Origin of the sequence: Pseudomonas sp. SLFW, assembly GCF_009905615.1 — a bacterium.
Taxonomy (GTDB): Bacteria; Pseudomonadota; Gammaproteobacteria; order Pseudomonadales; family Pseudomonadaceae; genus Aquipseudomonas; species Aquipseudomonas bambusae.
In genome coordinates this window covers 57,407-80,531 of record NZ_JAAAKW010000004.1, presented here as the reverse complement: position 1 = coordinate 80,531, position 23,125 = coordinate 57,407, and the positions used below count along the sequence as shown (strand labels likewise).

The following is a 23,125-nucleotide window of genomic DNA, read 5'->3' as shown; positions in this document are numbered from 1 at the left end:
ATTCTGGCAGGTGACAGACGCCCAGGAGACCCCGTTGCCGCCCTTGGGGACGCAGGCTGTAAAGCGTTGACGCCTGTCCTTGGTCTGCCAATGCTTCATCGGGTAGTCGGCGCATTGCGGGACTCCAAGCACGTGTCCGATATCACATTGGTCGGCCCAGGCAATCGGATGCTCGACAGTGATCCAACGCTGCGCGAGATGATTGATCGTGGCGAGTTGGCAATGCTCGAACCGGCGGCATCACCGAGCCTGAGCGCGTATCGCGGCTTGACCCATATCCGCTCGCGGCCAGTGCTGGTGACGACTGCCGATCACGCGTTACTGCAATCTGACATCGTCGATTATTTTCTCGAACGTTCTCAGATGAGCGGATGCGACGTGACCGTGGCCTTAACACCACTTGCCACGGTCATGGCCAAATTCCCCGAGAACAGGCGGACGGCTATCAAGCTCAAAGGCGGCCCGTACTGCGGCAGCAACCTGTTTGCGTTCATGACCGAGGAAAGCGCCAAGGTCGCCGACTTTTGGAAAGACATCGAGCAGCGCCGTAAAAACCCTAAAAAGGTCGTCATGGGTGCACTCGGCATAGCGTCGACTGTGCGATATCTCTTGGGAACCCTAAGCCTTGATCAGGCCATGCAACGAATCTCCCACACCTTGGGTGTTCGCGTGGGCGCCGTGATCATGCCGTTTGCCGACGCTGCCGTGGACATCGACACCGTAGAAGACTTTCTACTGGTCGAAAAAACGCTCCGGCTGCGGGCATCAATGTGAATACCACCCAGCCTCCTCATTGGGCCAGGCGAGCTATTGGCTGCAAATCCGCGGGAGCTTCACGATGTTTCTGATCGAACGGTACATCATTGCCGAGATTCGTCGCCCGGTAACGGTGATGGTCGGTATCTTGACCTTCGTATTCGCAAGTTATTCGGCAGAACGCTACCTGACCCAGGCCACAAATGGCACGCTGGCTGTGCAGTCCGTGGCGGACATGGTGATGTACAAAGTCATCATCGCGCTGGAAATGCTGGTACCCGTTGCCCTCTACACGTCTGTAGCAATGGCGTTGGGCAGGCTTTATCACGACTCCGAAATCACCGCCATCCTGGCCTCAGGCAGCAGTCCTGTACGCCTCTACAAAGCGATCGCCCTGATCTCGCTACCTCTCGCCATCGCTGTGACAGTGTTGTCTGTCTATGGACGTCCCTGGGCGTATACACAGAGCTACCAGTTGGAGCAGCAGTCCAAAACCGACCTGGACGTCAGTCACCTCCTGCCTCAGCGTTTCAACCTCAATCCTGACAACGGCCGGATGATCCTCGCGGAATCCATAGACAAGGATTCAGGTGAGCTCACTGACGCATTGATCTATGACCCGGGCGACGGTAAATCCCGCATCTTTCGGTCTCATACGGCAAAAGTCATCGACGCCAACCCTGCTGCCCCCTTGGTTGAACTCACCAAAGGGAGCTCGTACACCCTGGATCATCAGGATTCCAAGGACGTGGTAAATACTTTCGACAACAAGCTGCAACTGCAGCTGAAACCTTTGGAACTTGAACCCGACAACAAGCGCAAATCAACCTCGACTGCGATGTTGAGCATTTCGGCGCAGCCTCAAGACAAGGCCGAGCTTCAATGGCGTGAAACCCGCGGCATCAGTGCAATGCTCCTGGCCCTGCTTGCAGTGCCGCTGAGCCGAACGGCGCCCCGCAAAGGACGCTTTTCCACGCTCCTGCCCATCGCGATTGTTTTTGCCGTGATCTTCTACGCCGGCAACATCTGCAGGACACTGGTGGGTAACGCAGCCATCCCCCTCTTGCCTGGCGTGTGGCTCGTTCCGCTGGCCATGAGTATCGCGTTGCTAGGTTTCCTGACCAGAGACCTCGCACTTTTGCGTCGTCGTCGCAAATGATAAAACTCAGCTTCTATCTGATTCGCAACGTGCTGATCGGTTTCGCGGCCGCTGCCTTGTTGTTGCTGCCATTGTTCACGACGTTCGATCTTATCGCTGAGCTCGATGACGTGACTTCCGGGGGCTATCGCTGGACGCAAGCGGTTGAAGTCGTCCTGATGACATTGCCCCGCCGGGCAGTCGATCTCGGGCCTTTCATCGCCTTGCTGGGAGGCATCACCGGGCTTGGTCAGCTTGCGTTGACTCAGGAACTGACGGCCATGCGTGCGGCCGGCGTATCGATCATGCGCATCGCTGTTACGACCATGGCGGCCGGTCTGATCGTGGTCGTCGCACTCGGCGCCATGGACGAATGGCTGGCGTCTCCACTCCAGCAGCATAGCGTTCAGCTGCGCAATACCGCGCTGGCCATTTCCGGCGAAGCGGCGAAGCCTACCGGCAGCATCTGGGCGCGCCGAGGCAACGAGGTTGCACGAATAGGTGCGATGTCACGCCACAACACGCCACTCAACGTTGAAATCTTGCGCCTCACCTCTGACATGCGCCTGGCCTCTTACATTTTCGCGGACAGCGCGGAAGTCCGCCCGGACGGTTCGTGGCTGCTCCACCATCCACGGATCAAAGAGTGGGAGCAAGACAATGAGGTGACGCGCGAAGAAGATCAGATGCTATGGAACTCTGTGTTTTCAGATCGCCGCTTGAAAGAACTGTCGCTACCGACGGACAGCTTCTCGATTCAGCAACTGAGTCACTACATCGCCTTTCTCAATGGATCCGACCAACCCTCGGGCGAGTACCAGATGGCAATGTGGCAAAAACTGGGAAGGCCGATCCTCACATTGGCCATGATTCTCTTTGCCGTTCCATTCACCTTTGTCCAGCAACGCTCACCGGGATTGGGCGGTCGATTGGCCATCGGAGCCGTTGTGGGTCTGCTGATCTATGTGGCGAATCAGATTGTGGCCAACCTCGGTCTGCTCCTGAACGGGAACGTGATCGTCACTACGTTGGCGCCCTCGATTGTGCTCCTGGCCCTCGCCTTGTGGCTGGTCTACCGATTTGACCGTGCAGCGTGACATGACATGACTATTGCTCCTATCACCCAACAAGACACCGCCTCGAATCCTCCACAGGCTTTCGTAACCCTAAATCATGACAACGCCCCTTCAGCACAACGAATAGGCGTGGTGCTCAATCCCAAAGGGGGCTACGTACGTCGGCATCTTGTTAAATTCAGACACCACGTCGCTCAGCTCACCGACGCCCATGTTGTGGAGGCGTCAACGCCGACGCAAATCAGTGCGGCCATTCAATCCTTCGCACTCGAACCACAGGATCTCTTAGTCGTGATCGGTGGGGATGGGAGCCTGCAGGCGGCATTGACGGCCCTGATGCATCTGCAGCCCATGAGTATGCCTGACGTACTCATTGTCCCGGCAGGCACCACCAACATGAGTGCAATCGATCTGGGCGTGCGGCGACGCCCACTGCAAGTGCTCTTGGCGCTCCATCGTTGGCGAAGTGGCACACGCTCGGCTCCCGCATCGAGATTGCGCAATGTGCTCAAAGTATTCGACCCAGACTCACTACAGACTCAATGCGGTCTGTTCTTTGGAGCCGGGGCGGTGGTTGAAGGCGTCAGGTATTTTCACAGCCGTGTCCGTAGCAAAGGTATCCGCGGAGCCTTGGGCCCGTCACTGGCGTTCGGCAGAATGTTGGTGTCACTGCTCTGGAAGCGAAGCCTGCCGTTTGAGTCTGCGGCCACGGCCAGGCTGCACCTTGCGCAACACACCTTGAACGCCAAGTGGATGGTCATTCTCGCCACCACACTCGACACCCTGCTGCTCAGAAGCACTCCCTACTGGGGCACTGAGAAGGCGCCGATCCATTTCACGGCAATTGGTCACCGTGCTCCTGAGCTCGTGCGCTCCCTCTTTCATGTGCTGCGAGGCAAAACGAGTCCGGTCATCACGCAGAATCAGGCTTATGTGAGCCACAACCTCAACGCTACCACCATCGACGGGTTAACCGAGTACCTGCTGGACGGCGAGATATTCTCCACGCAAGGCCAGCTTGAGTTGTCTGCGACCCTCCCTGTCCGTTTTGTGATGTTTTAAGAGAAGCTGAACGTGGAACAGGCCTCCCCTACTTCAACAATCAGCGTCCTGATCGGCGTTATGTCCGAGGAATGCGCGCGCCCGGTCGCAGCCCCATTGAATGCACTGACTGATGAATTGGTATCGCGATTTGGCAACGCCGTCAGTGCCGTTCTTCTGTATGGATCCTGCCTTCGCAGCAGCAATTTTTCAGATGGCCTGGTCGACCTTTATGTCCTTGTAGACAGCTACGCCAACGTAAGGACAAGCAAGATCAAGGAGCTGGTGGACGCCTGGCTTCCCCCTACCGTTTTTTCGATCAATGTGCTGGCGCCGGACGGTTCGCTGCTAAGGGCAAAATGCGCGCTGATTACACTGGCGGACTTCGAGAAGGGAACCGCATCGTGGTTCCACGGTTATCTGTGGGGACGCTTTTCGCAGCCCTCTCGACTGGTTTTTTCTCGCGATCAAGCCGTTAGCACCCGTGTGCATACGGCCTTGGCCAACGCAGTGAAAAGAATGACGTCCGAAGCACTGCCTGATAAACCGCAAGTGCTGGATAGCGCCACATTGTGGGAACACGCCCTCACGTTGACCTATCGCACGGAATTGCGCCCGGAGCGCGCCAGTCGCCCGGCAGAAATCGTAGGGCATGATGTCGGCTACTACAGGCGTATCACCCTCGCGGCGGTGCAATCCGTACCAAGGCTTTCCCTTCTGCCTGGGCAGGATGACCGATACTCAGTGTCCCCCGCAGATGCAGGAGCGGTTCCCCACGCCGTCCGGTGGCAACGCAGACGAGGCGCCGGTCGCCTACTCAATGTGCTGCGCCTGATCAAATCGTTCTACACATTCGAGAATGGTCTGGATTACGTCATCTGGAAGCTTGAACGCCACCTTGGGGAACCTGTGCCGATCAGCCCGCGCCTGCGTCGTTATCCACTCATCTTTTGTTGGCCGCTGCTGTGGCGGTTACTGAGAAACCGCCAGCTTCGCTAAGTCTTCTAAAAATCGTCGGCAGGATCAGATATGCAAACAGAGCCCACGCAGCTTCCACACAAAAAAGCCAAACGCAAGCATCGGCCAAGCGTCGCAGTAGGGTTGTGGATCATCAAAAAACTTGAGCGGTTCATTCGCCGGCACTCCTCGGTCGGAAACACACCGTTTTTCGATCCGTCACAGTTCGAGTGGGCAAAGACGCTGGAGTCCAACTGGCCTGTGATCGTCGACGAGTTGAATGCCGTACTCAAAAATCACGACGGCATCCCAAACTTCCAAGACATTTCCAAAGACCAGCGCAACCTGACACAAGATGACCGATGGAAGACCTTCTTCCTGCATGGCTACGGTTACAAAATGGATGGCAACTGCGTCAAGTGCCCCAAAACTGCAGAGATTGTTGAATCAATCCCAGGCATGTTTACGGCTTTCTTTTCCATCCTGAGCCCTGGCAAGCACATACCTCCGCACCGGGGGCCCTACAACGGGCTGCTCCGCGCACATCTGGGATTGATCATCCCTGAGCCCAGGGAGAATTGTCGTATCCAGGTAGGAGATGAAATCAGGCATTGGCAGCCCGGCAAGGTGATGGTGTTTGACGACACCTACCGCCATCAGGTCTGGAATGACACCGACGGCATCCGCGTCGTGCTTTTCCTCGACATCCACCGCCCGCTCGACCGCTTTGGCACTGTGCTCAACAAATGCGTGCTGAAGCTGATCCAGTGGTCTCCCTTCATTCAGGATGCACGGAAAAACCATAAGGCGTGGGAGAAAGGCCTCCACTGAGACGGAGGTCGGCGCCTTCGCCCCTCTGCTTGCTTTGAGCTGAAACAGAGGGACGGCAATAGAAAACTCAGGCTGATGGCTTAGCGGCAGAACTGCTGCAATCCGGTTTGACCGTGTTCGACCGCGAGGCATCCACAGCACCTATGTGCTGCAAGGCACTTCTGCCCAAGCTCACGTTGTACCCTTTTTTACCCGGAGGCTTGAGACTGAACTCCTCCTGATAGACCTGCGTACCCAGGCACAAACTCATCTTCACCACCTGGCGATGACTGCTGCCAATCACCCCCTTGGCTTTCGCATTGCGAACGATCTTTTGCTCGAAAGTGACGTCGGATAAAGACCCGGTGAGACCGGTCGGTATTTGTAAAACAAACCGCACCCACTTCTCGTCACCCTTGTCGAAAGGGACAATATTGACAGCTCCCAGAGACGAGTTTTCGGAGCCCGTATCGAGTTCTACTTTGACCGGGGTTCGATCAGGCAACAGTACGCCCTGCTCCTCCCAGCCAAAGGCTTGGTTGGGAGACGCTGAGTATGAAATGGAAGGCAGCAAAAGCGAAAAAGCGACACCAGCTATCACTTTTTTGAAGATTTTCATGAGGGATATCCCGAAGCACGCACAGGCAAACTCACCTGCGTCATAAGGCCATGGTTTAGGGCGGATTTCAAATTAAAAAAGCCGCAATGACTCTCCATAAATCCCTGGAATTCCCACCCATTTCAGCCCCAGAAAACACCCTACCAAATTGCCGGGGATTCAGTTTGTATCCTGCTCCACCGCAACAACGGCAGCGGGAGCCTGGCCACCCTCTTTCAGCTTCGCACGGTGTCGACGATCTTGACCGCGTTGCCGCGACGCCTGCTGCCTGGCATGCAGAGCCTGTGTGGCAGTTACTACGCCAACTGGTTGACCACTCAAGTCCAGGCGCGGCGCATTCTCCACCATGCTTGCCCAATACCGGGTTCCCCGGCACCAGGTTGAGACACCTAGCTTTAATTGTTCGTGGGTCAACCCGAGTAGCTCCAAGTGCTGCTCTGCATCGTGAAGAATGCCCTCTTTGAGCGGAACTTTAGGAGCCGGATTGACGGGGAACGCCAGTGGAAAATGCTTCTGCAATGGCCAGATGGCTTCCACAGCGGGATCATGGTTACGAGGCTTCGCCCGCGTTGAGGAATTACGCTTGATGTGTTGAGTGCCATCCACCTGTTGCGGCTTTTTTTCAGCCCGCAGTTGGTCACGTAGCCCAGCCAGTTGTTCAAAACCCATCGTTCTATTCACTACTCTTAAGCGACTGCGGAGTGCAAGGATATTCCATACAACGCTGGGGAGCAGCAGAAAGAATACTCGTCTCTTTTTCACCACCCTGCCAAGGCGAAGAATGTGACGGAATCCAGGCTAATCGTCCCAACCCCGTCAGATGTGCCTCCGAAATGGTTTTCTCGCGGCCGTGTCCGAGAAAACAATCAAACGAACCCGATGTGAGCGGCGCATGAGGCTGTGCTTGGCTACCAAAGCAATCGCGTGCCTTTCAGCATGAAATGCAAAACACAAAAAAAGGGCCCAGATTTCTCTGAGCCCTTGATTTTACTGCGTTTGGCGGGAAACCAGGGATTCGAACCCTGGGAACGCTATTAACGTTCGCCGGTTTTCAAGACCGGTGCATTCAACCACTCTGCCAATTTCCCGAGGCATCCGATCAATGAAGGTGTAGTGTGCAGCTGGCGAGATCCTAAAATAGGAACTCAGGGACCTGTTACAGTCGGCAGTCTTCAAGACTGCTGCCTTAAACCACTCGGCCACACCTCCCATTGCGTTGCGGGCGCCATAATACCGTAATGAAACAAGCTGTCAAACTCTCTGGCTCGCGTGTCACTGCGGCTCTGTTATGATCTTTGCAACTTGAGATTTCAGATCCCCCTTTCAACCACCAGGAGTAGCGCCATGCGCGAACAGGATTACGCAGTCAACAACCGCGTGCAGGTCGAGCAGCTAGAGGTTAGCCGCGTCCTGCGCAACACTTACGGCCTTCTGGCCCTTACCCTCGCCTTCAGCGGGATCATGGCATTCGTCGCTCAGCAGATGAACGTTCGTTATCCGAACGTGTTCGTCGTGCTGATCGGTTTCTACGGGCTGTTCTTCCTCACCAACAAACTGCGCGATTCGGCGTGGGGTCTGGTGTCGGCGTTCGCACTGACCGGTTTCATGGGCTTCATTCTCGGCCCGATCCTCAACCGTTACCTCGGCATGCAAGGCGGCGCTGAAATCGTCTCTTCCGCCTTCGCGATGACGGCCCTGGTGTTCGGCGGTCTGTCGGCGTACGTGCTGATCACCCGCAAGGACATGAGCTTCCTGGGCGGTTTCATCACTGCCGGTTTCTTCGTCCTGCTGGCAGCGGTGCTGGCGAGCATGTTCTTCCAGATCAGCGGTCTGCAACTGGCAATCAGCGCAGGCTTCGTGCTGTTCTCGTCGGTGTGCATCCTGTTCCAGACCAGCGCCATCATCCACGGTGGTGAGCGCAACTACATCATGGCGACCATCAGCCTGTATGTGTCGATCTATAACCTGTTCATCAGCCTGTTGCAGATCTTCGGCATCATGGGCAGCAGCAAAGACTGATCCACAGCCTCAATAAAAAGCCCGCTTCGGCGGGCTTTTTGCTGTCTCCGCCCTTTGAATTCTTTATCATTGGCCCCATTCACCCTGCCACCCCGCTGACCGAGCCGCCCATGAAGTTCGCCATCGCTCTCTATTCACCCGCTCACGCCCCCTCTTCGCGCCGGGCCTTGAGGTACGCGCAGGCCGTGCTGGAAGGCGGGCATGAAATCGTGCGGTTGTTCTTTTATCAGGATGGGGTGCACAGCGCGTCGGCCAATGTGGTCACGCCTCAGGATGAACAGGATATCCCCGCGCAATGGCGCGACTTCGTGAACGCCCACCAACTGGACGGCGTGGTGTGCATCGCCGCCGCCCTTCGTCGGGGCGTACTGAATGAAGAAGAAGCCGAGCGTTATTCGCGCCCCGCTGCCAATCTTTCTGCTCCGTGGGATCTGTCCGGTCTCGGACAGCTGCACGACGCCGTGCAAACCGCTGACCGTTTGATCTGCTTCGGAGGGCCTTGAAATGCCGAAGTCGTTGCTGATCATCAGCCGCCAATCGCCATGGTCCGGCCCCAGCGCCCGCGAAGCCCTGGACATCGGATTGGCGGGCGGGGCGTTCGATTTGCCGTTGGGCATGTTGTTTCTGGACGATGGCGTGCTGCAATTGTTGCCCGCTCAACGCGCCAGCCAATTGCAACAGAAAGACCTGACGGCCAACCTTCAGGCCCTGGAAATGTTCGGCGTCGAAGACCTGTACGCCTGCAATACCAGCCTGGCCGAACGCGGCATGTCGCCGAGCGCACTCAGCGTCGAGACACTACAGGTGCTGCGTGACCATGAAATCGCCGCACTCATTGACCGTTATGACCAAGTGATCACGATCTGATGTCGACCTTGCATGTGTTATCTCATTCCCCGTACGCCGACTCCCGCCTGAGCAGTTGTTTGCGCGTGCTCGGTCACGAAGACGCGATCCTGCTGTGCGGCGACGCGACGTATGCCCTGACGCCTTCAACCGCTGCGCGCCAGTCGCTGGACGACAAAGCAGACAGCCTGCGCGTGTTCGTGCTCGATGAAGACGCCCAGGCACGAAACCTGACGCTGCCCGACTGGGTGAAAAGCGTCGATTATCCTGGGTTCGTCGAACTCTCGGTGCTGTTCGACAAGGTCAACACCTGGCTATGAAGCAGCTCATCGTCAACGGTCGCACCCTGCCGCTGGACAAGGACGGCTACCTCGAAGACCTGCACGACTGGTCCCGCGAAGTCGCCGAGGCCCTGGCGCTGGAGGAAGACATCGTCCTGAAGCCCGAACATTGGGAAATCCTTGACCTGCTCCGCGCGTTTTACGCCGAATACCAGTTGTCTCCCGCCACTCGCCCGCTGGTGAAATACACCGCGCAAAAGCTCGGAGCTGAAAAAGGCAACAGCCTGCACCTGAATCGCCTGTTCAACGGCACTCCCGCCAAACTTGCCGCCAAGCTGGCGGGCCTGCCAAAGCCGACCAATTGCCTATGAACGATGTCGCCCCACTCCTGACTGAAACGCCCGCCGAACACCCCTTTGCGCCGTTCGTGCGCATCCTCGGAAAAGGTAAGCGCGGTGCCCGCAACATGACCCGCGAAGAAGCGCGCGAGGCCATGGGCATGATCCTTGATGAAAAGGTCGAGGACACACAACTGGGCGCGTTCCTGATGCTGCTGCGCCATAAAGAGGAAAGCCCTGAAGAGCTGGCGGGCTTTACCGAAGCGGTACGTGAACGCCTGACCGCCCCGCCGCTGACCGTCGATATCGACTGGCCAACCTACGCGGGCAAGAAACGGCATTTGCCGTGGTACCTGTTGGCAGCCAAATGCCTCGCGCAGAATGGCGTGCGCGTGTTGATGCACGGCGGCGGCGCGCACACGGCGGGTCGGCTGTACAGTGAGCAATTGCTGGAGCTGCTGGGCATTCCGTTGTGTCGCGACTGGGCTTCGGTGGAGCAGGCACTGGAGCGGCACAACATCGCGTTCATGCCATTGGGAGACTGGGCACCGCAGTTGCAGCGCATGATCGACCTGCGCAACACCCTGGGCCTGCGCTCGCCGATCCACTCACTTGCGCGCATTTTGAACCCGTTGAGCGCCCGCTGCGGACTCCAGAGCATCTTCCATCCCGGCTATCAGTCAGTGCACCGCGACGCCAGCAGCCTGTTGGGCGATCACGCCATCGTCATCAAGGGCGACGGCGGCGAAGTGGAAATCAACCCGGACACGATCAGTCATTTGTACGGCACTACCGACGGCCAGCCATGGGATGAGGAATGGCCTGCGATGTCCGAACGCCGCCACGTCAAGCCGGCAACGCTCGACCCGCAGCAGCTCGTCGGCATCTGGAAAGGTGAGGTCCAGGACAGCTACCCGCAACTGGCCCTGATCTCGACCATAGCCCTCGCCTTGCGCGGCCTCGGAATACCCCGCGCAGAGGCCTTCGAGCAGGCTGAGCGTTTTTGGGAAAACCGTAACAGATCGATTTAACCGATCATTACACCCCGACTCTTTGCGCTATTTGTTCGAACGATTGTCTCTAGACTGACCTCCAACGTACGAACGTACTCAGTGATTGGAGTCAGACATGGGCCTTCTCGTTGAAGGGCGCTGGCAAGACCAGTGGTATGAAAGCAAAGACGGCGCGTTTCAGCGCGAGCAGGCGCAGCGCCGCAATTGGGTGACCGCAGACGGCCGTCCAGGACCGTCTGGCGAAGGCGGCTTCAAGGCCGAAGCAGGCCGTTATCACCTCTACGTATCGCTGGCCTGCCCATGGGCCCATCGAACGCTGATCGTGCGCAAACTCAAAGGCCTCGAAAGTCTGATCGACGTTTCGGTGGTCAGCTGGCTAATGCGCGAAAACGGATGGACCTTCGACAAGCAGACAGGCTCCACGGGCGATGCGCTGGACGGTCACACCTTCTTCTATCAGCGTTACCTCGCTGACAACCCGAATTACACCGGTCGCGTGACGGTGCCCGTGCTGTGGGACAAGAAGCTGCAGCGCATCGTCAGCAATGAGTCCTCGGAAATCATCCGCATGTTCAATTCGGCGTTCGATGATCTGACCGGCAACCGTCTGGATCTGTACCCCGAGTCGCTTCGTCCGGAGATCAACCGGCTGAATGACGCGATTTATCCCGCCGTCAACAACGGCGTGTATCGCGCCGGATTCGCCACCACGCAGAAGGCTTACGAACAAGCCTTCGACGAGGTATTCGCTGAGCTGGACGTGCTGGAAAACCTGCTGGGCGAGAAACGTTACCTGGCTGGCGAATACCTGACCGAAGCCGACGTGCGCCTGTTTACCACGCTGATTCGGTTCGACGCGGTTTACCACGGGCACTTCAAATGCAACCTGCGTCGTATTGCTGACTATCCGAACCTGAGCAACTGGTTGCGCGAGCTGCACCAATGGCCGGGCATTGCCGAGACGGTCGACTTCGTGCACATCAAGCATCACTACTATGCCAGCCATGCCACCATCAATCCGACTGGCGTAGTGCCCAAGGGGCCTGCGCAGGACTTCAAACTCGACCATGACCGCACCCGATTGAGCGGAAATGGCATCATCACGGGCGCCGCCTGACGAAAATGCTTATTTCCATTCTGAATAAGCATGGGAAAACTTAGTATTTTGAGGAATCAAACAGCGTGGTAGTTTGGACTCATTCAAACTGCCGCGTTGCCTCTAACTCGTGACCTGAATGCGAAATGATCGTTGTCAGTCATTCAAGTCGAGACGTGTTTATACCCTTCTCACCGGACAGGGTCATTCATTGCCAGATAGAGCGCGCGCCTTATTGCAGGGCACGGAATGTCGAACTATCTGGACGATCAACATCGCGCTGAAATTTCAAATGTTCTGAATACATTTACAGGGCGCACAGAGTGGCCAACCTGGCTGCTGATCATTGCCTTCTACAGCGCGTGGATCGGCCTCGTCTTTTTTGGTCAGGCTTGGGGAAAACTGGCGTCCGCCGGAGTGCTGTTGCCACTGGCCGTTCTCTGGATGTCGATTCAGCATGAATGCATTCACGGCCACCCCACGCGCTGGCCTTTCATCAATAAAGCGCTGGGGTATCTGCCATTCGCGATCTGGTACCCCTATGACCTGTACCGCAGCAGTCATCTCGCCCATCACGCAGACGAAACGCTGACGCTGCCCGGTGTCGATCCTGAGAGCCGATACATTTCAGTGGAGGAATGGGAAAGGTCATCAGGTTTCAAACGCCTGATGTTACAGATGAACAAAACGGTGGCAGGCCGTCTGGTCATCGGCGTTCCGATGGCGCTAGGCGCCTTGATCTTTGCAGACATCCCGAAAGCCATTGTTTCGGGAGGTGCCCATTTGCACATGTGGATCGCCCATAGTGCAGGTGTCGCAATCATCCTCTGGACGGTTGAACAGTACAGCGCTCTATCCGCATGGGAATACATTGTCTATGTTTCGGTACCCGCGCTGGCCATCGGAATGCTCCGCTCTTTTTATGAACATCGGCCCGCTGAACGCCCGGAGCATCGATCTGTGCTCAATGAATCCAGAGGTCTTTTCAGCTGGCTATTCCTGAACCTGAACTTCCACTTGATTCATCACGACCTGCCTAAGTTGCCTTGGTATTTCCTGCCGACACTCTACTCTGCCCGACGCCAGGACTGGATCGATCGTAGCAACGGGTACGTTGTTGGCAACTATCGAGAACTGGCGACTCGGTATTTGAGTGTACCGATCGACCATCCCGTGCACCCGCTCGTGCCGCCGCCCTCGCAAGAAGTGTCCACAGCAACGTCGCTGGAACCAAGGCGTTCGGTGCAAACAGCGTAAAAGCCTGAAACGGGCATCCCCACCTCAGGCTTGTCTCACTCAAACGCCGTTTTGGGCGCCTTCGAACCACGCCAGTTTGTCCCGCAACGTCACCACTTCGCCCACGATCACCAGCGTCGGCGCATGCACTTCATGCTCCGCCACCAGTTGCGGCAGGTTGGCCAGCGTGCCGGTGAACACGCGCTGGTTGGTGGTGGTGCCTTGCTGGATCAGCGCGGCCGGGGTGTCGGCCGAACGCCCATGCTTGACCAGCTCGCTGCAAATGATCGGCAAGCCAATCAGGCCCATATAGAACACCAGCGTCTGCGCAGGTGAGACCAGGTCTTTCCACGGCAGGTCGGTGGTGTTGTTCTTCAAGTGCCCCGTCACGAAACGCACGGATTGCGCGTAATCGCGGTGGGTCAGCGGAATCCCGGCATACGCCGCGCAACCACTGGCCGCCGTGATACCCGGCACCACTTGAAACGGAATGCCGTTCGCCGCCAACTCTTCGATTTCTTCGCCGCCACGGCCAAAGATGAACGGATCGCCCCCTTTGAGCCGCACGACGCGCTTGCCCTGTTTGGCCAGCGCCACCAGTTGCTGGTTGATCTGGTCCTGCGGCAAGGCATGATCGGCGCGCTGCTTGCCGACATAAATGCGGTCCGCGTCGCGACGGCACAGTTCGAGAATCGCCGGGGCCACCAGACGGTCGTAGAGCACGACATCGGCTTGCTGCATCAGGCGCAAGGCCTTGAAGGTCAGCAGGTCCGGATCGCCCGGGCCCGCACCGACCAGATACACCTCGCCTGACGCGCTTGGCGCATCGCCGTCGATCTTCGCCTGTAACAGACGTTCGGCTTCGGCGCCCTGCCCGGCCAGTTGCCTGTCCGCGATAGGCCCTTGAAACACGTCTTCCCAGAATGCCCGGCGTTGCTGGACATTCGGAAACAGGTTCTTCACCTGGTGACGGAAACGCGCTGCGAGACCGGCCAGATGGCCATAGGTCGGCGGAATCCAGCTTTCCAGCTTGGCCCGGATCAAGCGCGCCAGCACCGGCGCATCGCCGCCACTGGACACAGCAATCACCAACGGCGAACGGTCGACGATGGCCGGAAAAATCACGCTGCACAGGGCAGGCGCATCCACCACGTTGACCGGTACGCCGCGCTGACGAGCATCGGCAGAGACATGGGCATTGAGCGGTTCGTCGTCGGTGGCGGCGATGATCAGCACGCAGCCGTTCACATCCGCCTCGTCGTAACCACGGAGAATCTGCTCGCCACCGCTGCTGTCGATCAGCTCGCGCAGCTCTGTTCCGATCTGGGGTGCAACCACCCGCAGGACCGCACCGGCGTCAGCCAGCAAGCGAGACTTGCGCAAGGCAATCTCGCCGCCGCCCACCACTAGCACGCGGGCACCCCGAAGGTTGTGGAACAGCGGCAGGAATTCCATTTAGCCGATGACCTCGATGCCACCCATCCACGGCTTGAGCACTTCCGGCACGCGAATCGAACCGTCCGCCTGCTGATAGTTCTCCAGCACCGCCACCAGGGTACGACCCACGGCCAGGCCGGAGCCATTCAGGGTGTGCACCAGTTCCGGTTTGCCGGTTTCCGGGTTGCGCCAGCGGGCCTGCATGCGGCGCGCCTGGAAGTCGCCGCAGTTGGAGCACGACGAGATTTCGCGGTATTTGTCCTGGCTTGGAATCCACACTTCCAGGTCGTAGGTTTTCACAGCACTGAAACCCATGTCGCCGGTGCACAGGGCCAGCACGCGATACGGGAGCTCCAGCAATTGCAGCACGCGTTCGGCGTTGCCGGTCAGGCCTTCGAGCGCCTCCATGGATTTGTCAGGCTCGACGATCTGCACCATCTCGACCTTGTCGAACTGGTGCTGACGGATCATGCCGCGGGTGTCGCGACCCGACGCACCGGCTTCGGAACGGAAGCACGGGGTGTGGGCGACGAACTTCAGCGGCAGCTGTTTGGCATCGAGAATTTCACCGGCGACGAGGTTGGTCAGCGACACTTCCGCCGTTGGGATCAGGTACAGATCGGCTTCACCTTCGCGCGCGATCTTGAACAGGTCTTCTTCGAACTTCGGCAATTGACCGGTGCCTTGCAACGCCGGGGCTTGAACCAGATAAGGCGTGTAGGCCTCTTCATAGCCGTGTTCGTTGATGTGCAGCGTGATCATGAACTGCGCGAGGGCACGGTGCAGGCGCGCAATCGGGCCACGCAGCACGGCAAAACGGGCGCCGGACAGCTTGGCGGCGGTTTCGAAATCCAGCCAGCCGAACTTTTCGCCCAACGCAACGTGGTCCTGAACGGCGAAGTCGAACGAGGCAGGCGTACCCCATTTGCGCACTTCAACGTTTTCCTCTTCATCGGCACCCACCGGCACGGATTCGTGAGGCAGATTCGGCATGTTCAGCAGAATGACGTCGAGCTCGGACTGAATGGCGTCCAGCTCTTTCTTGCCAGTGCTCAGCTCTTCAGCCATGCGGTCGATGTCGGCCATCAGCGGCGCGATGTCTTCGCCACGCTGCTTGGCCTGGCCAATGGATTTGGAACGGGCATTACGCTCGGCCTGAAGCTGCTCAGTGCGGGTCTGCACTGTCTTGCGCTGGTTTTCCAGCGCTTCGATGCGGGCCACGTCCAGTGTGAAGCCACGGGAAGCCAGGCGATCCGCTACGTCCTGAAGTTGGGTACGTAACAGTTTGGAGTCGAGCATATCGTTGCCTCGTGATTGAATCGGGTTCGTTGAATTCGGGTCTATTACATTCGGGTCAGCGACAGACCTGCCCAGGTCGCCAGCAGCCCGCCAAACACACTGATCACCGCATAGCCGATGGCCAGTGGAGCCTGCCCGCTTTCGAGCAAACGCAGGGTATCCAGAGAAAAAGACGAAAAGGTCGTCAGGCCGCCGACAAAACCGACGATCAGACCGGCACGGATTTCAATCGGCACTTCCGGGCGCAACAGGAACCAGCCGTACAGCACGCCGATGATCAGGCAACCCACCAGATTGACCGCCAGCGTCGCCGTGTAGAAATGCTTCGGCCAGTTCGCCGACACCCAAGTGCCTGCCGCAAAACGCAATAATGTACCAGCGATGCCCGCAATCGACACCGCAAGAATCGTCTGAATCACTATTTTCTCCGCTGACGGGGGCTGGCGCGGTCGAGTGCGGCCAAGTGTTTGAGTTTTTCGCCGATTTTCAGCTCCAGCCCGCGCGGGACCGGCTGGTAATACTGACGCGGTTCCAGCTCGTCAGGGAAGTAGTCTTCACCTGCGGCGTAGGCATCCGGTTCGTCATGGGCGTAGCGATATTCTTCGCCATAACCCAGCTGCTTCATCAATTTGGTCGGGGCATTGCGCAAATGCAACGGCACTTCCAGCGAACCGTGCTCGGTCGCCTCGCGCATCGCCATCTTGAAGCCCATGTACACGGCGTTACTTTTCGGTGCGCAGGCCAGGTAAACAATGGCCTGCGCCACCGCCAGCTCGCCTTCCGGGCTGCCCAGCCGTTCCTGCACATCCCAGGCGGACATGCACAGTGGCAGCGCGCGCGGGTCGGCGTTGCCGATGTCCTCGCTGGCCATGCGCACCACGCGCCGGGCGAGGTACAGCGGATCACAGCCCCCGTCGATCATCCGGGCGAACCAGTACAGTGCCGCGTCAGGATTGGAGCCGCGAATCGATTTGTGCAGCGCGGAAATCTGGTCGTAGAACGCCTCGCCGCCTTTGTCGAAACGTCGACGGCTGTCGCCCAGCAGGCTTTGCAGCAACTCGGGCTCGATCTCGCTGTTGTCTTCCGCCAGGTCCGAGGCGTTTTCCAGCAGGTTGAGCATGCGACGGCCGTCACCATCGGCGGCGGCCAGAAGGGTCTTGAACGCTTCGTCGCCCAAGGTCAGATGCCGATTGCCCAGCCCGCGCTCTTCGGTCAGGGCACGGTCCACCAATTGGCGCAGGGCGGTTTCGTCGAGGCTTTTCAGCACATAGACGCGGGCGCGTGAAAGCAAGGCGTTGTTCAATTCGAAGGACGGATTTTCAGTGGTCGCGCCAATGAAAATCAACGTGCCGTCTTCGACATAGGGCAGAAACGCATCCTGTTGCGACTTGTTGAAGCGGTGCACTTCGTCGACAAACAGAATGGTGCGACGGCCATACTGACCTGCTTGTTGCTTGGCGACTTCGACGGCCTGACGGATCTCCTTGACCCCTGCCAGCACCGCCGACACGGTTTCGAAGTGCGCGTCGGAAACCTTCGCCAGAAGCCGCGCCAGGGTGGTTTTCCCCACGCCCGGCGGCCCCCAGAAAATCATCGAGTGCAGCGCGCCCTGCTCCAGCGCTTCACGCAAGGGCTTGCCGTGGGCGAGCAAGTGCTGTTGGCCGACGTACTCGTCCAGGTTGGTCGCCCGCAAACGGGCGGCCAGGGGCTGGGCAATCGGCTCACTGCTGAACAGGTCCATGCTGGACTTTCGAACCTCTTATTCCTGGATGACGTCCGCGCCTTTCGGGATCTGGAACTGGAATTTGCTCGCCGCGACAGGCTCGTTGGCCTTGACGCCGGTGAACAGGATATTGGTGCGCTGGCCGACGCTGTCGATCAACTGCATGTCGTTGATCATGCCGTTACGGAACGACAGGCGCAGGTTGTCGAACAGGGTGTCCTTGGATTTCGGCTTCAGCACGAAGTCGATCACACCGCCCGCTTCCTTGGCGCTGATGTCGAAGCTTTCGCTGATCTTCGACACGTCACCGGACAGCAGCAAGGCGGGGGTCTGGGTCAGGCGCTGGTCGAGGGTCTTGATGGTGACCTGTTCGAGGTCCGGGTCCCACAGCGAGACTTTCTTGCCGTCAGAGACCATCAGTTGTTCCTGAGGCGCGTCAGTGTGCCAGTAAAACAGGCCTGGGCGCTGCAACACCATGTCGCCTGCGGTTTCCTGCAACTGCGTGCCACCGCCGTCCAGCGTCAGCTGGGAAAAGCGGCCGCTCAGGGTTTTCGAGCTTTCCAGCAGCTGGGTCAGACGCGCCACGTCCTTGCTGTCGGCGTGGGCCGGGAGAGCGGAAAAAGCCAGTGCAGATACCAACAACATGCGGATAAGACGCATGGGAGTCCTCTTTGGGGTCAATTAACACGGACGGCGCCATGAGGCGCCATCCGATCACATGTCATGGGCGAAGTGTCAATCACGCGCGGGGCTGGGTGCAATCACTTCCCGCGAGCCATTGGTGTTCATGGCGGTCACGACACCGGCCATTTCCATGGCTTCGATCATCCGCGCGGCGCGGTTGTAACCAATCTTGAGCTTGCGCTGCACGGCGGAGATCGACGCACGGCGGCTTTCCAGCACGAAGTTGACCGCCTCGTCGTACAGCGCATCGGTTTCGGCGTCGTCACCGTCGCCTCCGCCGCTGCTGCCCTCGAACCCGCTTCCGGCCTCTTCGACGCCATTGAGGATGTCGTCGTTGTATTGCGGCGTGCCACGGAGCTTCCAGGCTTCGACGACGCGGTGAACCTCGTCATCGGACACGAAGGCACCGTGCACCCGGATCGGCAGGCTGGTGCCCGGCGGCATGTACAGCATGTCACCGTGGCCGAGCAGCTGTTCGGCGCCGCCCTGATCAATGATGGTCCGGGAATCGATCTTGCTCGACACCTGGAACGCCATACGGGTCGGAATGTTCGCTTTGATCAGACCGGTGATCACGTCAACCGACGGACGCTGGGTCGCGAGGATCAGGTGGATGCCTGCGGCACGGGCCTTCTGCGCGATACGGGCGATCAGTTCTTCGACCTTCTTGCCGACGATCATCATCATGTCGGCGAATTCGTCGACCACCACGACAATCGTCGGCAGCTTGGTCAGCAGCGGCGCTTCGTCGTGAATGCTTTCGCGGTGATACAACGGGTCTGAAATCGGCGTCCCGGCGTCTTCCGCTTCCTTGATCTTGTGGTTGAAGCCCGACAGGTTACGGACGCCCATCTTGGCCATCAGCTTGTAGCGACGCTCCATCTCGGCCACCGACCAGCGCAGGGCATTGGCGGCGTCCTTCATGTCGGTCACCACCGGGCACAGCAGGTGCGGGATGCCTTCATAGATGGACAGCTCAAGCATTTTCGGGTCGATCATGATCAGCTTGGCGTCTTCCGGGCCGGACTTGAACAGGATCGACAGAATCATCGCGTTCACACCCACCGACTTACCGGAACCGGTCGTACCGGCCACCAGCAAGTGCGGCATCTTGGCGAGGTCGGTGATGATCGGCTTGCCGCCGATGTCATGCCCCAGCGCCAGTGTGACCGGCGATTTGAAATTGTCGTATTCGGGGGTCGACAACACCTCGGAGAAGCGCACGATCTGCCGGTCTTCGTTAGGGATCTCGATACCGACGGTGGTTTTGCCCGGAATCACCTCGACCACGCGGACGCTGGTCACGGCCAGAGAACGCGCCAGGTCTTTCGCGAGGTTGGAGATGCGGCTGACCTTGACCCCCGCTGCCGGTTGGATCTCATAGCGGGTAATGACCGGACCGGGATGGATCGAATCCACGGTGACTTCGACGCCGAATTCCTTGAGCTTGATTTCCAGCAGGTGCCCAACGGCGGCCAGTGACTCAGGCGAATAGTTGAGCTGCTTCTTTTCTGCCGGGTCGAGAATCGAGATAGGCGGCAGGGTGCCTTCCACGGCGCTGTCGACGAACAACGGCGCCTGTTTCTCTTTCAATACACGCTTGCTCGGCTCCGGCGGCTTGGCCGGCGCCGGGGCGATGACCGCAGGGATGTGTTTCTCGCGAGCCACCATGTGCTCGCTCAGGGCCTGTTCGCGCTCGATCAGGCGCTCCTTGGCCTTGGCCTGTTCACGACGATCCGGCACCACGGGCGCCACCACTTCGTCGACACGCATGTCGACTTCCCGCAGTTGAGCGACCATTTGCTTGCGCTCGGTGCGCTCGGACCACCAACGGTTGATCGCGCCCTGAAACAGCTCGAACAGGTCCAGCGTGATCTTGCCGGTGGTGTCCATCACCTTGAACCACGACAAGTCGGTGAACACGGTCAGACCGAACAGGAACAGCGCGATGAACAGCAAGGTGCTGCCCTGCACGTTGAGCGCTCGCTTTGCCAGATCGCCCAGCACCTCGCCCAGCACACCACCCGCGGAACCCGGCAGGCCCGATGCGGAGTGGAAATGGATATGCGCCAACGCGGCGCCGGCCAGTATCAGGAACACCAGGCCAATCATGCGCCAGGAAAACAGCCAGCCACTCCATTGCCATGGGTCGTGCCGCTGCCGGAACACCTGGTACGCCTTGACGCCGAGCAAAATCGGGAAGATGTAGGCGAAATAGCCCAACACCATGAACAGAATATCGGCGGAGAACGCGCCCGCACGGCCTGCGGCATTCTGCACCTGGACGGAACTACTGGTATGGCTCCAGCCCGGATCGGCCTGATCGTAGGTCAACAAGGCCATCATCAGGTACAGGCACAAGAAGCCGAATGCGATCAGCGCACCTTCCTTGAGTCGGTAGTGCAAATGCTGCCGCCAGAGCGGAACGGGACTGGGTGCTGCGGTGGATTTCTTCAAAACGCTTCAATTCCTGCGCGCTAGCGCGAACATCTGGTGGTTGACTATAAACGACTGAATTGACGAAATAGCACTGACCGATTCCTGTCGTATCTGAAACGCGGTCGTCGTTGAACGCACGCTCGACAGGTGACTTGAAATGAGGTTAAACAACATCGGGCATTGTACGGATTTGCACGCTGCACGCCACGATAGTCTGGCGCGGACCTTGCCGATCTTCAAGCGTCGATGCCAACGGGCGATTTGAGCATGCATTTTCTTTGCTGACAAAGGGTTATGACGTGTTTTTCTCGCGCTACGGAACTGTCGAATGGCCATGATCCACATGAAGGGTGAAAATCTGCACCGCCCGTCACAATGCGGTGCCGGTCAAGGCCCTGTGACCGCATTCCTGGCGTGTAGTTGCACGGGCCCGCGCACTCCCCTCCCCTCTCGCCAAAGCGGAACGCTATGCTGACTTGGTTACAACGCGACACCCTTGATTTTCCACCGCTGGAAAAAGCCATGCGTGAACCCAACGGGTTGCTCGCAGGCGGTGGGGATCTGTCTGCCGATCGACTGATTCAGGCCTACCGGCATGGCTGTTTTCCGTGGTACCAGCAGGGCCAGCCGATCCTCTGGTGGTCGCCCGATCCGCGCACCGTCTTGTTTCCCGACGAGCTGCACGTCTCCCGAAGCCTGGCAAAAGTGCTGCGACAAGGACGTTATCAGGTGACATTCGATCAGGACTTTGAGGCCGTCATCCGCGCCTGCGCGGGGCCACGGGCCTACACCCACGAAACCTGGATCACCGGTTCCATGCAAGCGGCTTACGTCGAGCTGCATGCTCGCGGATTCGCTCACAGCGTTGAAGTGCGTGAAAACGGTGAGCTGGTCGGCGGTTTGTACGGCCTGGCGATGGGTCAGCTGTTTTTCGGCGAGTCGATGTTCAGCCGCGCCGACAATGCCTCCAAGGTCGGTTTCGCCACCCTGGTTGAACATCTCAAGGCATGGGGTTTCGTGCTGATCGATTGTCAAATGCCGACACAACACCTGCAAAGCTTCGGCGCCCGGCCAATCCCACGACGAACCTTCGCCGACTACCTGAACAAACACCTCGATCTGACGCATTCCGCCGACTGGCTACCTAGGCGAGTTTGAGTCGGCTGGCATACACTCTTAACTAAAGTTTTTTCCGAGGGTTGATCATGACCGAGCTGGCGCGGCTTAAGTTTTATGCCACTCAACCCCACTCCTGCAGCTACCTGCCCGAAGAACAAGCCACAACGCTGTTCCTCGATCCCAGCCAGCCGATGGACGTGCAGGTCTATGCCGACCTTTCCGACATGGGCTTTCGCCGCAGTGGCGACCATCTCTATCGACCGCACTGCCAGAATTGCAGCGCGTGCGTGCCTGCGCGCATTCCTGTCGGGCTGTTCGTGCCCGATCGTCAGCAAAAGCGCATCCTCAAGCGCAACGCAGACATCGAAGTTATCAGTACAAAGCCGCATTTCAGTGAAGAGTATTTCGACCTTTACCAGCGCTACATCGAGCAGCGCCACGCGGACGGCGACATGTACCCGCCCAGCCGCGATCAGTTTTCGACCTTCCTGGTGCGCGACCTGCCTTTCTCCCGGTTTTACGAATTCCGTCTGGAAGGTCGGCTGCTCGCCGTGGCCGTCACCGACTTGCTGCCGAATGGCCTGTCTGCCGTTTACACGTTCTACGAACCTTCCGAGGAGCGCCGAAGCCTGGGACGCTTCGCCATTCTCTGGCAAATCGCCGAAGCGGCGCGTCTGCAGCTGCATGCGGTGTACCTCGGTTACTGGATCAAGAACTGCAAAAAGATGAATTACAAGACGCAATATCGCCCTATCGAGCTGCTGACCAATCAAAGATGGGTCACTCTTTACTGAATCCCTTGGCTTGCCCCTCACTTTTCGGGCACAATGCAGCCCGCTTTTGCCTGGCTGCCGTTTGCACCGGGCCATTCATTGGATACCGAGGGCTTTACTGCATGTCGAAAGAAGACAGCTTCGAAATGGAAGGCACTGTCGTCGACACCCTGCCCAACACCATGTTCCGTGTGGAGTTGGAAAATGGGCACGTCGTAACCGCGCACATCTCCGGCAAGATGCGCAAGAACTACATTCGTATTCTGACCGGCGACAAGGTCCGCGTTGAACTGACGCCGTATGACCTGAGCAAAGGGCGCATCACCTACCGCGCCCGCTAACAGGTCCACACAAAAACGCCCGGCTTATGACCGGGCGTTTTTGTTGGTGCGACTCAAGACAGCAAAAAGGCGCCAATCGGCGCC

25 protein-coding genes and 1 tRNA gene are annotated in these 23,125 nt (G+C 58.5%); 17 read left to right on the top strand and 9 right to left on the bottom strand.

What is annotated here, in order from left to right; translation table 11 throughout:
- The 6 genes from GVN17_RS08700 (at nt 1) to GVN17_RS08675 (ending at nt 5,799) form a co-directional block, all read left to right on the top strand.
- Nucleotides 1-774 (top strand): NTP transferase domain-containing protein, encoded by a 774-nt coding sequence (locus GVN17_RS08700; RefSeq protein ID WP_371928522.1) that lies wholly within the window; start codon nt 1-3, stop codon nt 772-774.
- Between the two features lie 64 nt (nt 775-838).
- A complete protein-coding gene (gene lptF / locus GVN17_RS08695; protein WP_166594841.1) occupies nt 839-1,915 on the top strand; it encodes an LPS export ABC transporter permease LptF in 1,077 nt (358 codons plus the stop codon).
- Nucleotides 1,912-2,991, top strand: coding sequence for an LPS export ABC transporter permease LptG (gene lptG / locus GVN17_RS08690; RefSeq protein WP_166594840.1), 1,080 nt, complete (start codon nt 1,912-1,914; stop codon nt 2,989-2,991). The genes lptF and lptG overlap by 4 nt, the downstream gene beginning before the upstream one ends.
- A gap of 6 nt (nt 2,992-2,997) precedes the next feature.
- Nucleotides 2,998-4,032 carry a diacylglycerol kinase family protein gene (locus GVN17_RS08685; protein ID WP_166594839.1) on the top strand — a complete coding sequence of 345 codons (1,035 nt, stop codon included), beginning with the start codon at nt 2,998-3,000 and terminating at the stop codon, nt 4,030-4,032.
- Nucleotides 4,033-4,044: 12 nt separating this feature from the next.
- Nucleotides 4,045-5,010: a hypothetical protein gene (locus GVN17_RS08680; protein WP_371928515.1), complete on the top strand. Its 966-nt coding sequence runs from the start codon at nt 4,045-4,047 to the stop codon at nt 5,008-5,010.
- Between the two features lie 30 nt (nt 5,011-5,040).
- The gene (locus tag GVN17_RS08675) at nt 5,041-5,799 is read left to right on the top strand and encodes an aspartyl/asparaginyl beta-hydroxylase domain-containing protein (protein WP_166594838.1); all 759 of its coding nucleotides are present in this window, start codon (nt 5,041-5,043) and stop codon (nt 5,797-5,799) included.
- A 67-nt stretch (nt 5,800-5,866) separates the two neighbouring features.
- Here GVN17_RS08675 and GVN17_RS08670 read toward each other — a convergent pair whose 3' ends face one another.
- The 3 genes from GVN17_RS08670 to GVN17_RS08660 all read right to left on the bottom strand — a co-directional run bounded on the left by GVN17_RS08670 (nt 5,867) and on the right by GVN17_RS08660 (nt 7,485).
- Nucleotides 5,867-6,397 (bottom strand): RimK/LysX family protein, encoded by a 531-nt coding sequence (locus tag GVN17_RS08670; RefSeq protein WP_166594837.1) that lies wholly within the window; start codon nt 6,395-6,397, stop codon nt 5,867-5,869.
- 159 nt (nt 6,398-6,556) lie between these two features.
- Nucleotides 6,557-7,066 (bottom strand): ProQ/FinO family protein, encoded by a 510-nt coding sequence (locus GVN17_RS08665; protein WP_166594836.1) that lies wholly within the window; start codon nt 7,064-7,066, stop codon nt 6,557-6,559.
- A gap of 328 nt (nt 7,067-7,394) precedes the next feature.
- Nucleotides 7,395-7,485 (bottom strand) — tRNA-Ser (locus tag GVN17_RS08660).
- A 256-nt stretch (nt 7,486-7,741) separates the two neighbouring features.
- Between GVN17_RS08660 and GVN17_RS08655 the strand changes: the two genes are divergently transcribed.
- The 8 genes from GVN17_RS08655 (at nt 7,742) to GVN17_RS08620 (ending at nt 13,247) form a co-directional block, all read left to right on the top strand.
- The gene (locus tag GVN17_RS08655) at nt 7,742-8,416 is read left to right on the top strand and encodes a Bax inhibitor-1/YccA family protein (RefSeq protein ID WP_166594835.1); all 675 of its coding nucleotides are present in this window, start codon (nt 7,742-7,744) and stop codon (nt 8,414-8,416) included.
- 110 nt (nt 8,417-8,526) lie between these two features.
- Nucleotides 8,527-8,919 (top strand): sulfurtransferase complex subunit TusD, encoded by a 393-nt coding sequence (gene tusD, locus GVN17_RS08650; RefSeq protein ID WP_166594834.1) that lies wholly within the window; start codon nt 8,527-8,529, stop codon nt 8,917-8,919.
- Nucleotide 8,920: 1 nt separating this feature from the next.
- Complete coding sequence (tusC, locus tag GVN17_RS08645; protein ID WP_166594833.1) at nt 8,921-9,283, top strand: sulfurtransferase complex subunit TusC; 363 nt, start codon at nt 8,921-8,923, stop codon at nt 9,281-9,283.
- Nucleotides 9,283-9,582, top strand: coding sequence for a sulfurtransferase complex subunit TusB (tusB, locus tag GVN17_RS08640; RefSeq protein WP_166594832.1), 300 nt, complete (start codon nt 9,283-9,285; stop codon nt 9,580-9,582). Before tusC ends, tusB begins: the two co-directional genes overlap by 1 nt.
- The gene (locus tag GVN17_RS08635) at nt 9,579-9,914 is read left to right on the top strand and encodes a TusE/DsrC/DsvC family sulfur relay protein (protein WP_166594831.1); all 336 of its coding nucleotides are present in this window, start codon (nt 9,579-9,581) and stop codon (nt 9,912-9,914) included. The genes tusB and GVN17_RS08635 overlap by 4 nt, the downstream gene beginning before the upstream one ends.
- Nucleotides 9,911-10,912 carry a glycosyl transferase family protein gene (locus GVN17_RS08630; RefSeq protein ID WP_166594830.1) on the top strand — a complete coding sequence of 334 codons (1,002 nt, stop codon included), beginning with the start codon at nt 9,911-9,913 and terminating at the stop codon, nt 10,910-10,912. The genes GVN17_RS08635 and GVN17_RS08630 overlap by 4 nt, the downstream gene beginning before the upstream one ends.
- Nucleotides 10,913-11,009: 97 nt before the next feature.
- The gene (locus tag GVN17_RS08625) at nt 11,010-12,011 is read left to right on the top strand and encodes a glutathione S-transferase family protein (protein ID WP_166594829.1); all 1,002 of its coding nucleotides are present in this window, start codon (nt 11,010-11,012) and stop codon (nt 12,009-12,011) included.
- A 228-nt stretch (nt 12,012-12,239) separates the two neighbouring features.
- On the top strand, nt 12,240-13,247 hold the full coding sequence (locus tag GVN17_RS08620; RefSeq protein WP_166594828.1) for a fatty acid desaturase: 1,008 nt from the start codon (nt 12,240-12,242) through the stop codon (nt 13,245-13,247).
- Nucleotides 13,248-13,286: 39 nt separating this feature from the next.
- Here the strand turns inward: GVN17_RS08620 and cysG are convergent, their stop codons facing one another.
- The 6 genes from cysG to ftsK all read right to left on the bottom strand — a co-directional run bounded on the left by cysG (nt 13,287) and on the right by ftsK (nt 20,826).
- Nucleotides 13,287-14,681 carry a siroheme synthase CysG gene (gene cysG, locus GVN17_RS08615; protein ID WP_166594827.1) on the bottom strand — a complete coding sequence of 465 codons (1,395 nt, stop codon included), beginning with the start codon at nt 14,679-14,681 and terminating at the stop codon, nt 13,287-13,289.
- The gene (gene serS / locus GVN17_RS08610) at nt 14,682-15,962 is read right to left on the bottom strand and encodes a serine--tRNA ligase (RefSeq protein ID WP_166594826.1); all 1,281 of its coding nucleotides are present in this window, start codon (nt 15,960-15,962) and stop codon (nt 14,682-14,684) included.
- Nucleotides 15,963-16,006: 44 nt separating this feature from the next.
- Complete coding sequence (gene crcB, locus GVN17_RS08605) at nt 16,007-16,381, bottom strand: fluoride efflux transporter CrcB (RefSeq protein WP_166594825.1); 375 nt, start codon at nt 16,379-16,381, stop codon at nt 16,007-16,009.
- Nucleotides 16,381-17,703 carry a replication-associated recombination protein A gene (locus GVN17_RS08600; RefSeq protein ID WP_166594824.1) on the bottom strand — a complete coding sequence of 441 codons (1,323 nt, stop codon included), beginning with the start codon at nt 17,701-17,703 and terminating at the stop codon, nt 16,381-16,383. The genes crcB and GVN17_RS08600 overlap by 1 nt, the downstream gene beginning before the upstream one ends.
- Nucleotides 17,704-17,721: 18 nt before the next feature.
- Nucleotides 17,722-18,345 (bottom strand): outer membrane lipoprotein chaperone LolA, encoded by a 624-nt coding sequence (lolA, locus tag GVN17_RS08595; RefSeq protein WP_166594823.1) that lies wholly within the window; start codon nt 18,343-18,345, stop codon nt 17,722-17,724.
- A gap of 75 nt (nt 18,346-18,420) precedes the next feature.
- Entirely contained in the window at nt 18,421-20,826 is a 2,406-nt protein-coding gene (gene ftsK / locus GVN17_RS08590; protein ID WP_166594822.1) for a DNA translocase FtsK, read from the bottom strand.
- A 450-nt stretch (nt 20,827-21,276) separates the two neighbouring features.
- On the opposite strand from ftsK, the gene aat reads away from it, so the two are divergent.
- From aat to infA, 3 genes are all read left to right on the top strand, one after another.
- Complete coding sequence (aat, locus tag GVN17_RS08585; RefSeq protein WP_166594821.1) at nt 21,277-21,966, top strand: leucyl/phenylalanyl-tRNA--protein transferase; 690 nt, start codon at nt 21,277-21,279, stop codon at nt 21,964-21,966.
- A 47-nt stretch (nt 21,967-22,013) separates the two neighbouring features.
- The gene (locus GVN17_RS08580; RefSeq protein WP_166594820.1) at nt 22,014-22,721 is read left to right on the top strand and encodes an arginyltransferase; all 708 of its coding nucleotides are present in this window, start codon (nt 22,014-22,016) and stop codon (nt 22,719-22,721) included.
- A 101-nt stretch (nt 22,722-22,822) separates the two neighbouring features.
- Complete coding sequence (gene infA / locus GVN17_RS08575) at nt 22,823-23,041, top strand: translation initiation factor IF-1 (protein WP_002553999.1); 219 nt, start codon at nt 22,823-22,825, stop codon at nt 23,039-23,041.
- The last annotated feature ends 84 nt before the right edge of the window (nt 23,042-23,125 follow it).

Bases quoted from the DNA above. Each gene is read 5' to 3' on its own strand.
- GVN17_RS08675 (WP_166594838.1), top strand. From the start codon at position 5,041: ATGCAAACAGAGCCCACGCAGCTTCCACACAAAAAAGCCAAACGCAAG.
- serS (WP_166594826.1), bottom strand. From the start codon at position 15,962: ATGCTCGACTCCAAACTGTTACGTACCCAACTTCAGGACGTAGCGGAT.
- GVN17_RS08670 (WP_166594837.1), bottom strand. From the start codon at position 6,397: ATGAAAATCTTCAAAAAAGTGATAGCTGGTGTCGCTTTTTCGCTTTTG.
- GVN17_RS08580 (WP_166594820.1), top strand. From the start codon at position 22,014: ATGACCGAGCTGGCGCGGCTTAAGTTTTATGCCACTCAACCCCACTCC.
- GVN17_RS08625 (WP_166594829.1), top strand. From the start codon at position 11,010: ATGGGCCTTCTCGTTGAAGGGCGCTGGCAAGACCAGTGGTATGAAAGC.
- GVN17_RS08685 (WP_166594839.1), top strand. From the start codon at position 2,998: ATGACTATTGCTCCTATCACCCAACAAGACACCGCCTCGAATCCTCCA.
- infA (WP_002553999.1), top strand. From the start codon at position 22,823: ATGTCGAAAGAAGACAGCTTCGAAATGGAAGGCACTGTCGTCGACACC.
- tusC (WP_166594833.1), top strand. From the start codon at position 8,921: ATGCCGAAGTCGTTGCTGATCATCAGCCGCCAATCGCCATGGTCCGGC.
- cysG (WP_166594827.1), bottom strand. From the start codon at position 14,681: ATGGAATTCCTGCCGCTGTTCCACAACCTTCGGGGTGCCCGCGTGCTA.
- GVN17_RS08600 (WP_166594824.1), bottom strand. From the start codon at position 17,703: ATGGACCTGTTCAGCAGTGAGCCGATTGCCCAGCCCCTGGCCGCCCGT.
- lolA (WP_166594823.1), bottom strand. From the start codon at position 18,345: ATGCGTCTTATCCGCATGTTGTTGGTATCTGCACTGGCTTTTTCCGCT.
- GVN17_RS08630 (WP_166594830.1), top strand. From the start codon at position 9,911: ATGAACGATGTCGCCCCACTCCTGACTGAAACGCCCGCCGAACACCCC.
- aat (WP_166594821.1), top strand. From the start codon at position 21,277: ATGCTGACTTGGTTACAACGCGACACCCTTGATTTTCCACCGCTGGAA.
- lptF (WP_166594841.1), top strand. From the start codon at position 839: ATGTTTCTGATCGAACGGTACATCATTGCCGAGATTCGTCGCCCGGTA.
- tusD (WP_166594834.1), top strand. From the start codon at position 8,527: ATGAAGTTCGCCATCGCTCTCTATTCACCCGCTCACGCCCCCTCTTCG.
- lptG (WP_166594840.1), top strand. From the start codon at position 1,912: ATGATAAAACTCAGCTTCTATCTGATTCGCAACGTGCTGATCGGTTTC.
- GVN17_RS08635 (WP_166594831.1), top strand. From the start codon at position 9,579: ATGAAGCAGCTCATCGTCAACGGTCGCACCCTGCCGCTGGACAAGGAC.
- GVN17_RS08665 (WP_166594836.1), bottom strand. From the start codon at position 7,066: ATGGGTTTTGAACAACTGGCTGGGCTACGTGACCAACTGCGGGCTGAA.
- GVN17_RS08620 (WP_166594828.1), top strand. From the start codon at position 12,240: ATGTCGAACTATCTGGACGATCAACATCGCGCTGAAATTTCAAATGTT.
- GVN17_RS08655 (WP_166594835.1), top strand. From the start codon at position 7,742: ATGCGCGAACAGGATTACGCAGTCAACAACCGCGTGCAGGTCGAGCAG.
- tusB (WP_166594832.1), top strand. From the start codon at position 9,283: ATGTCGACCTTGCATGTGTTATCTCATTCCCCGTACGCCGACTCCCGC.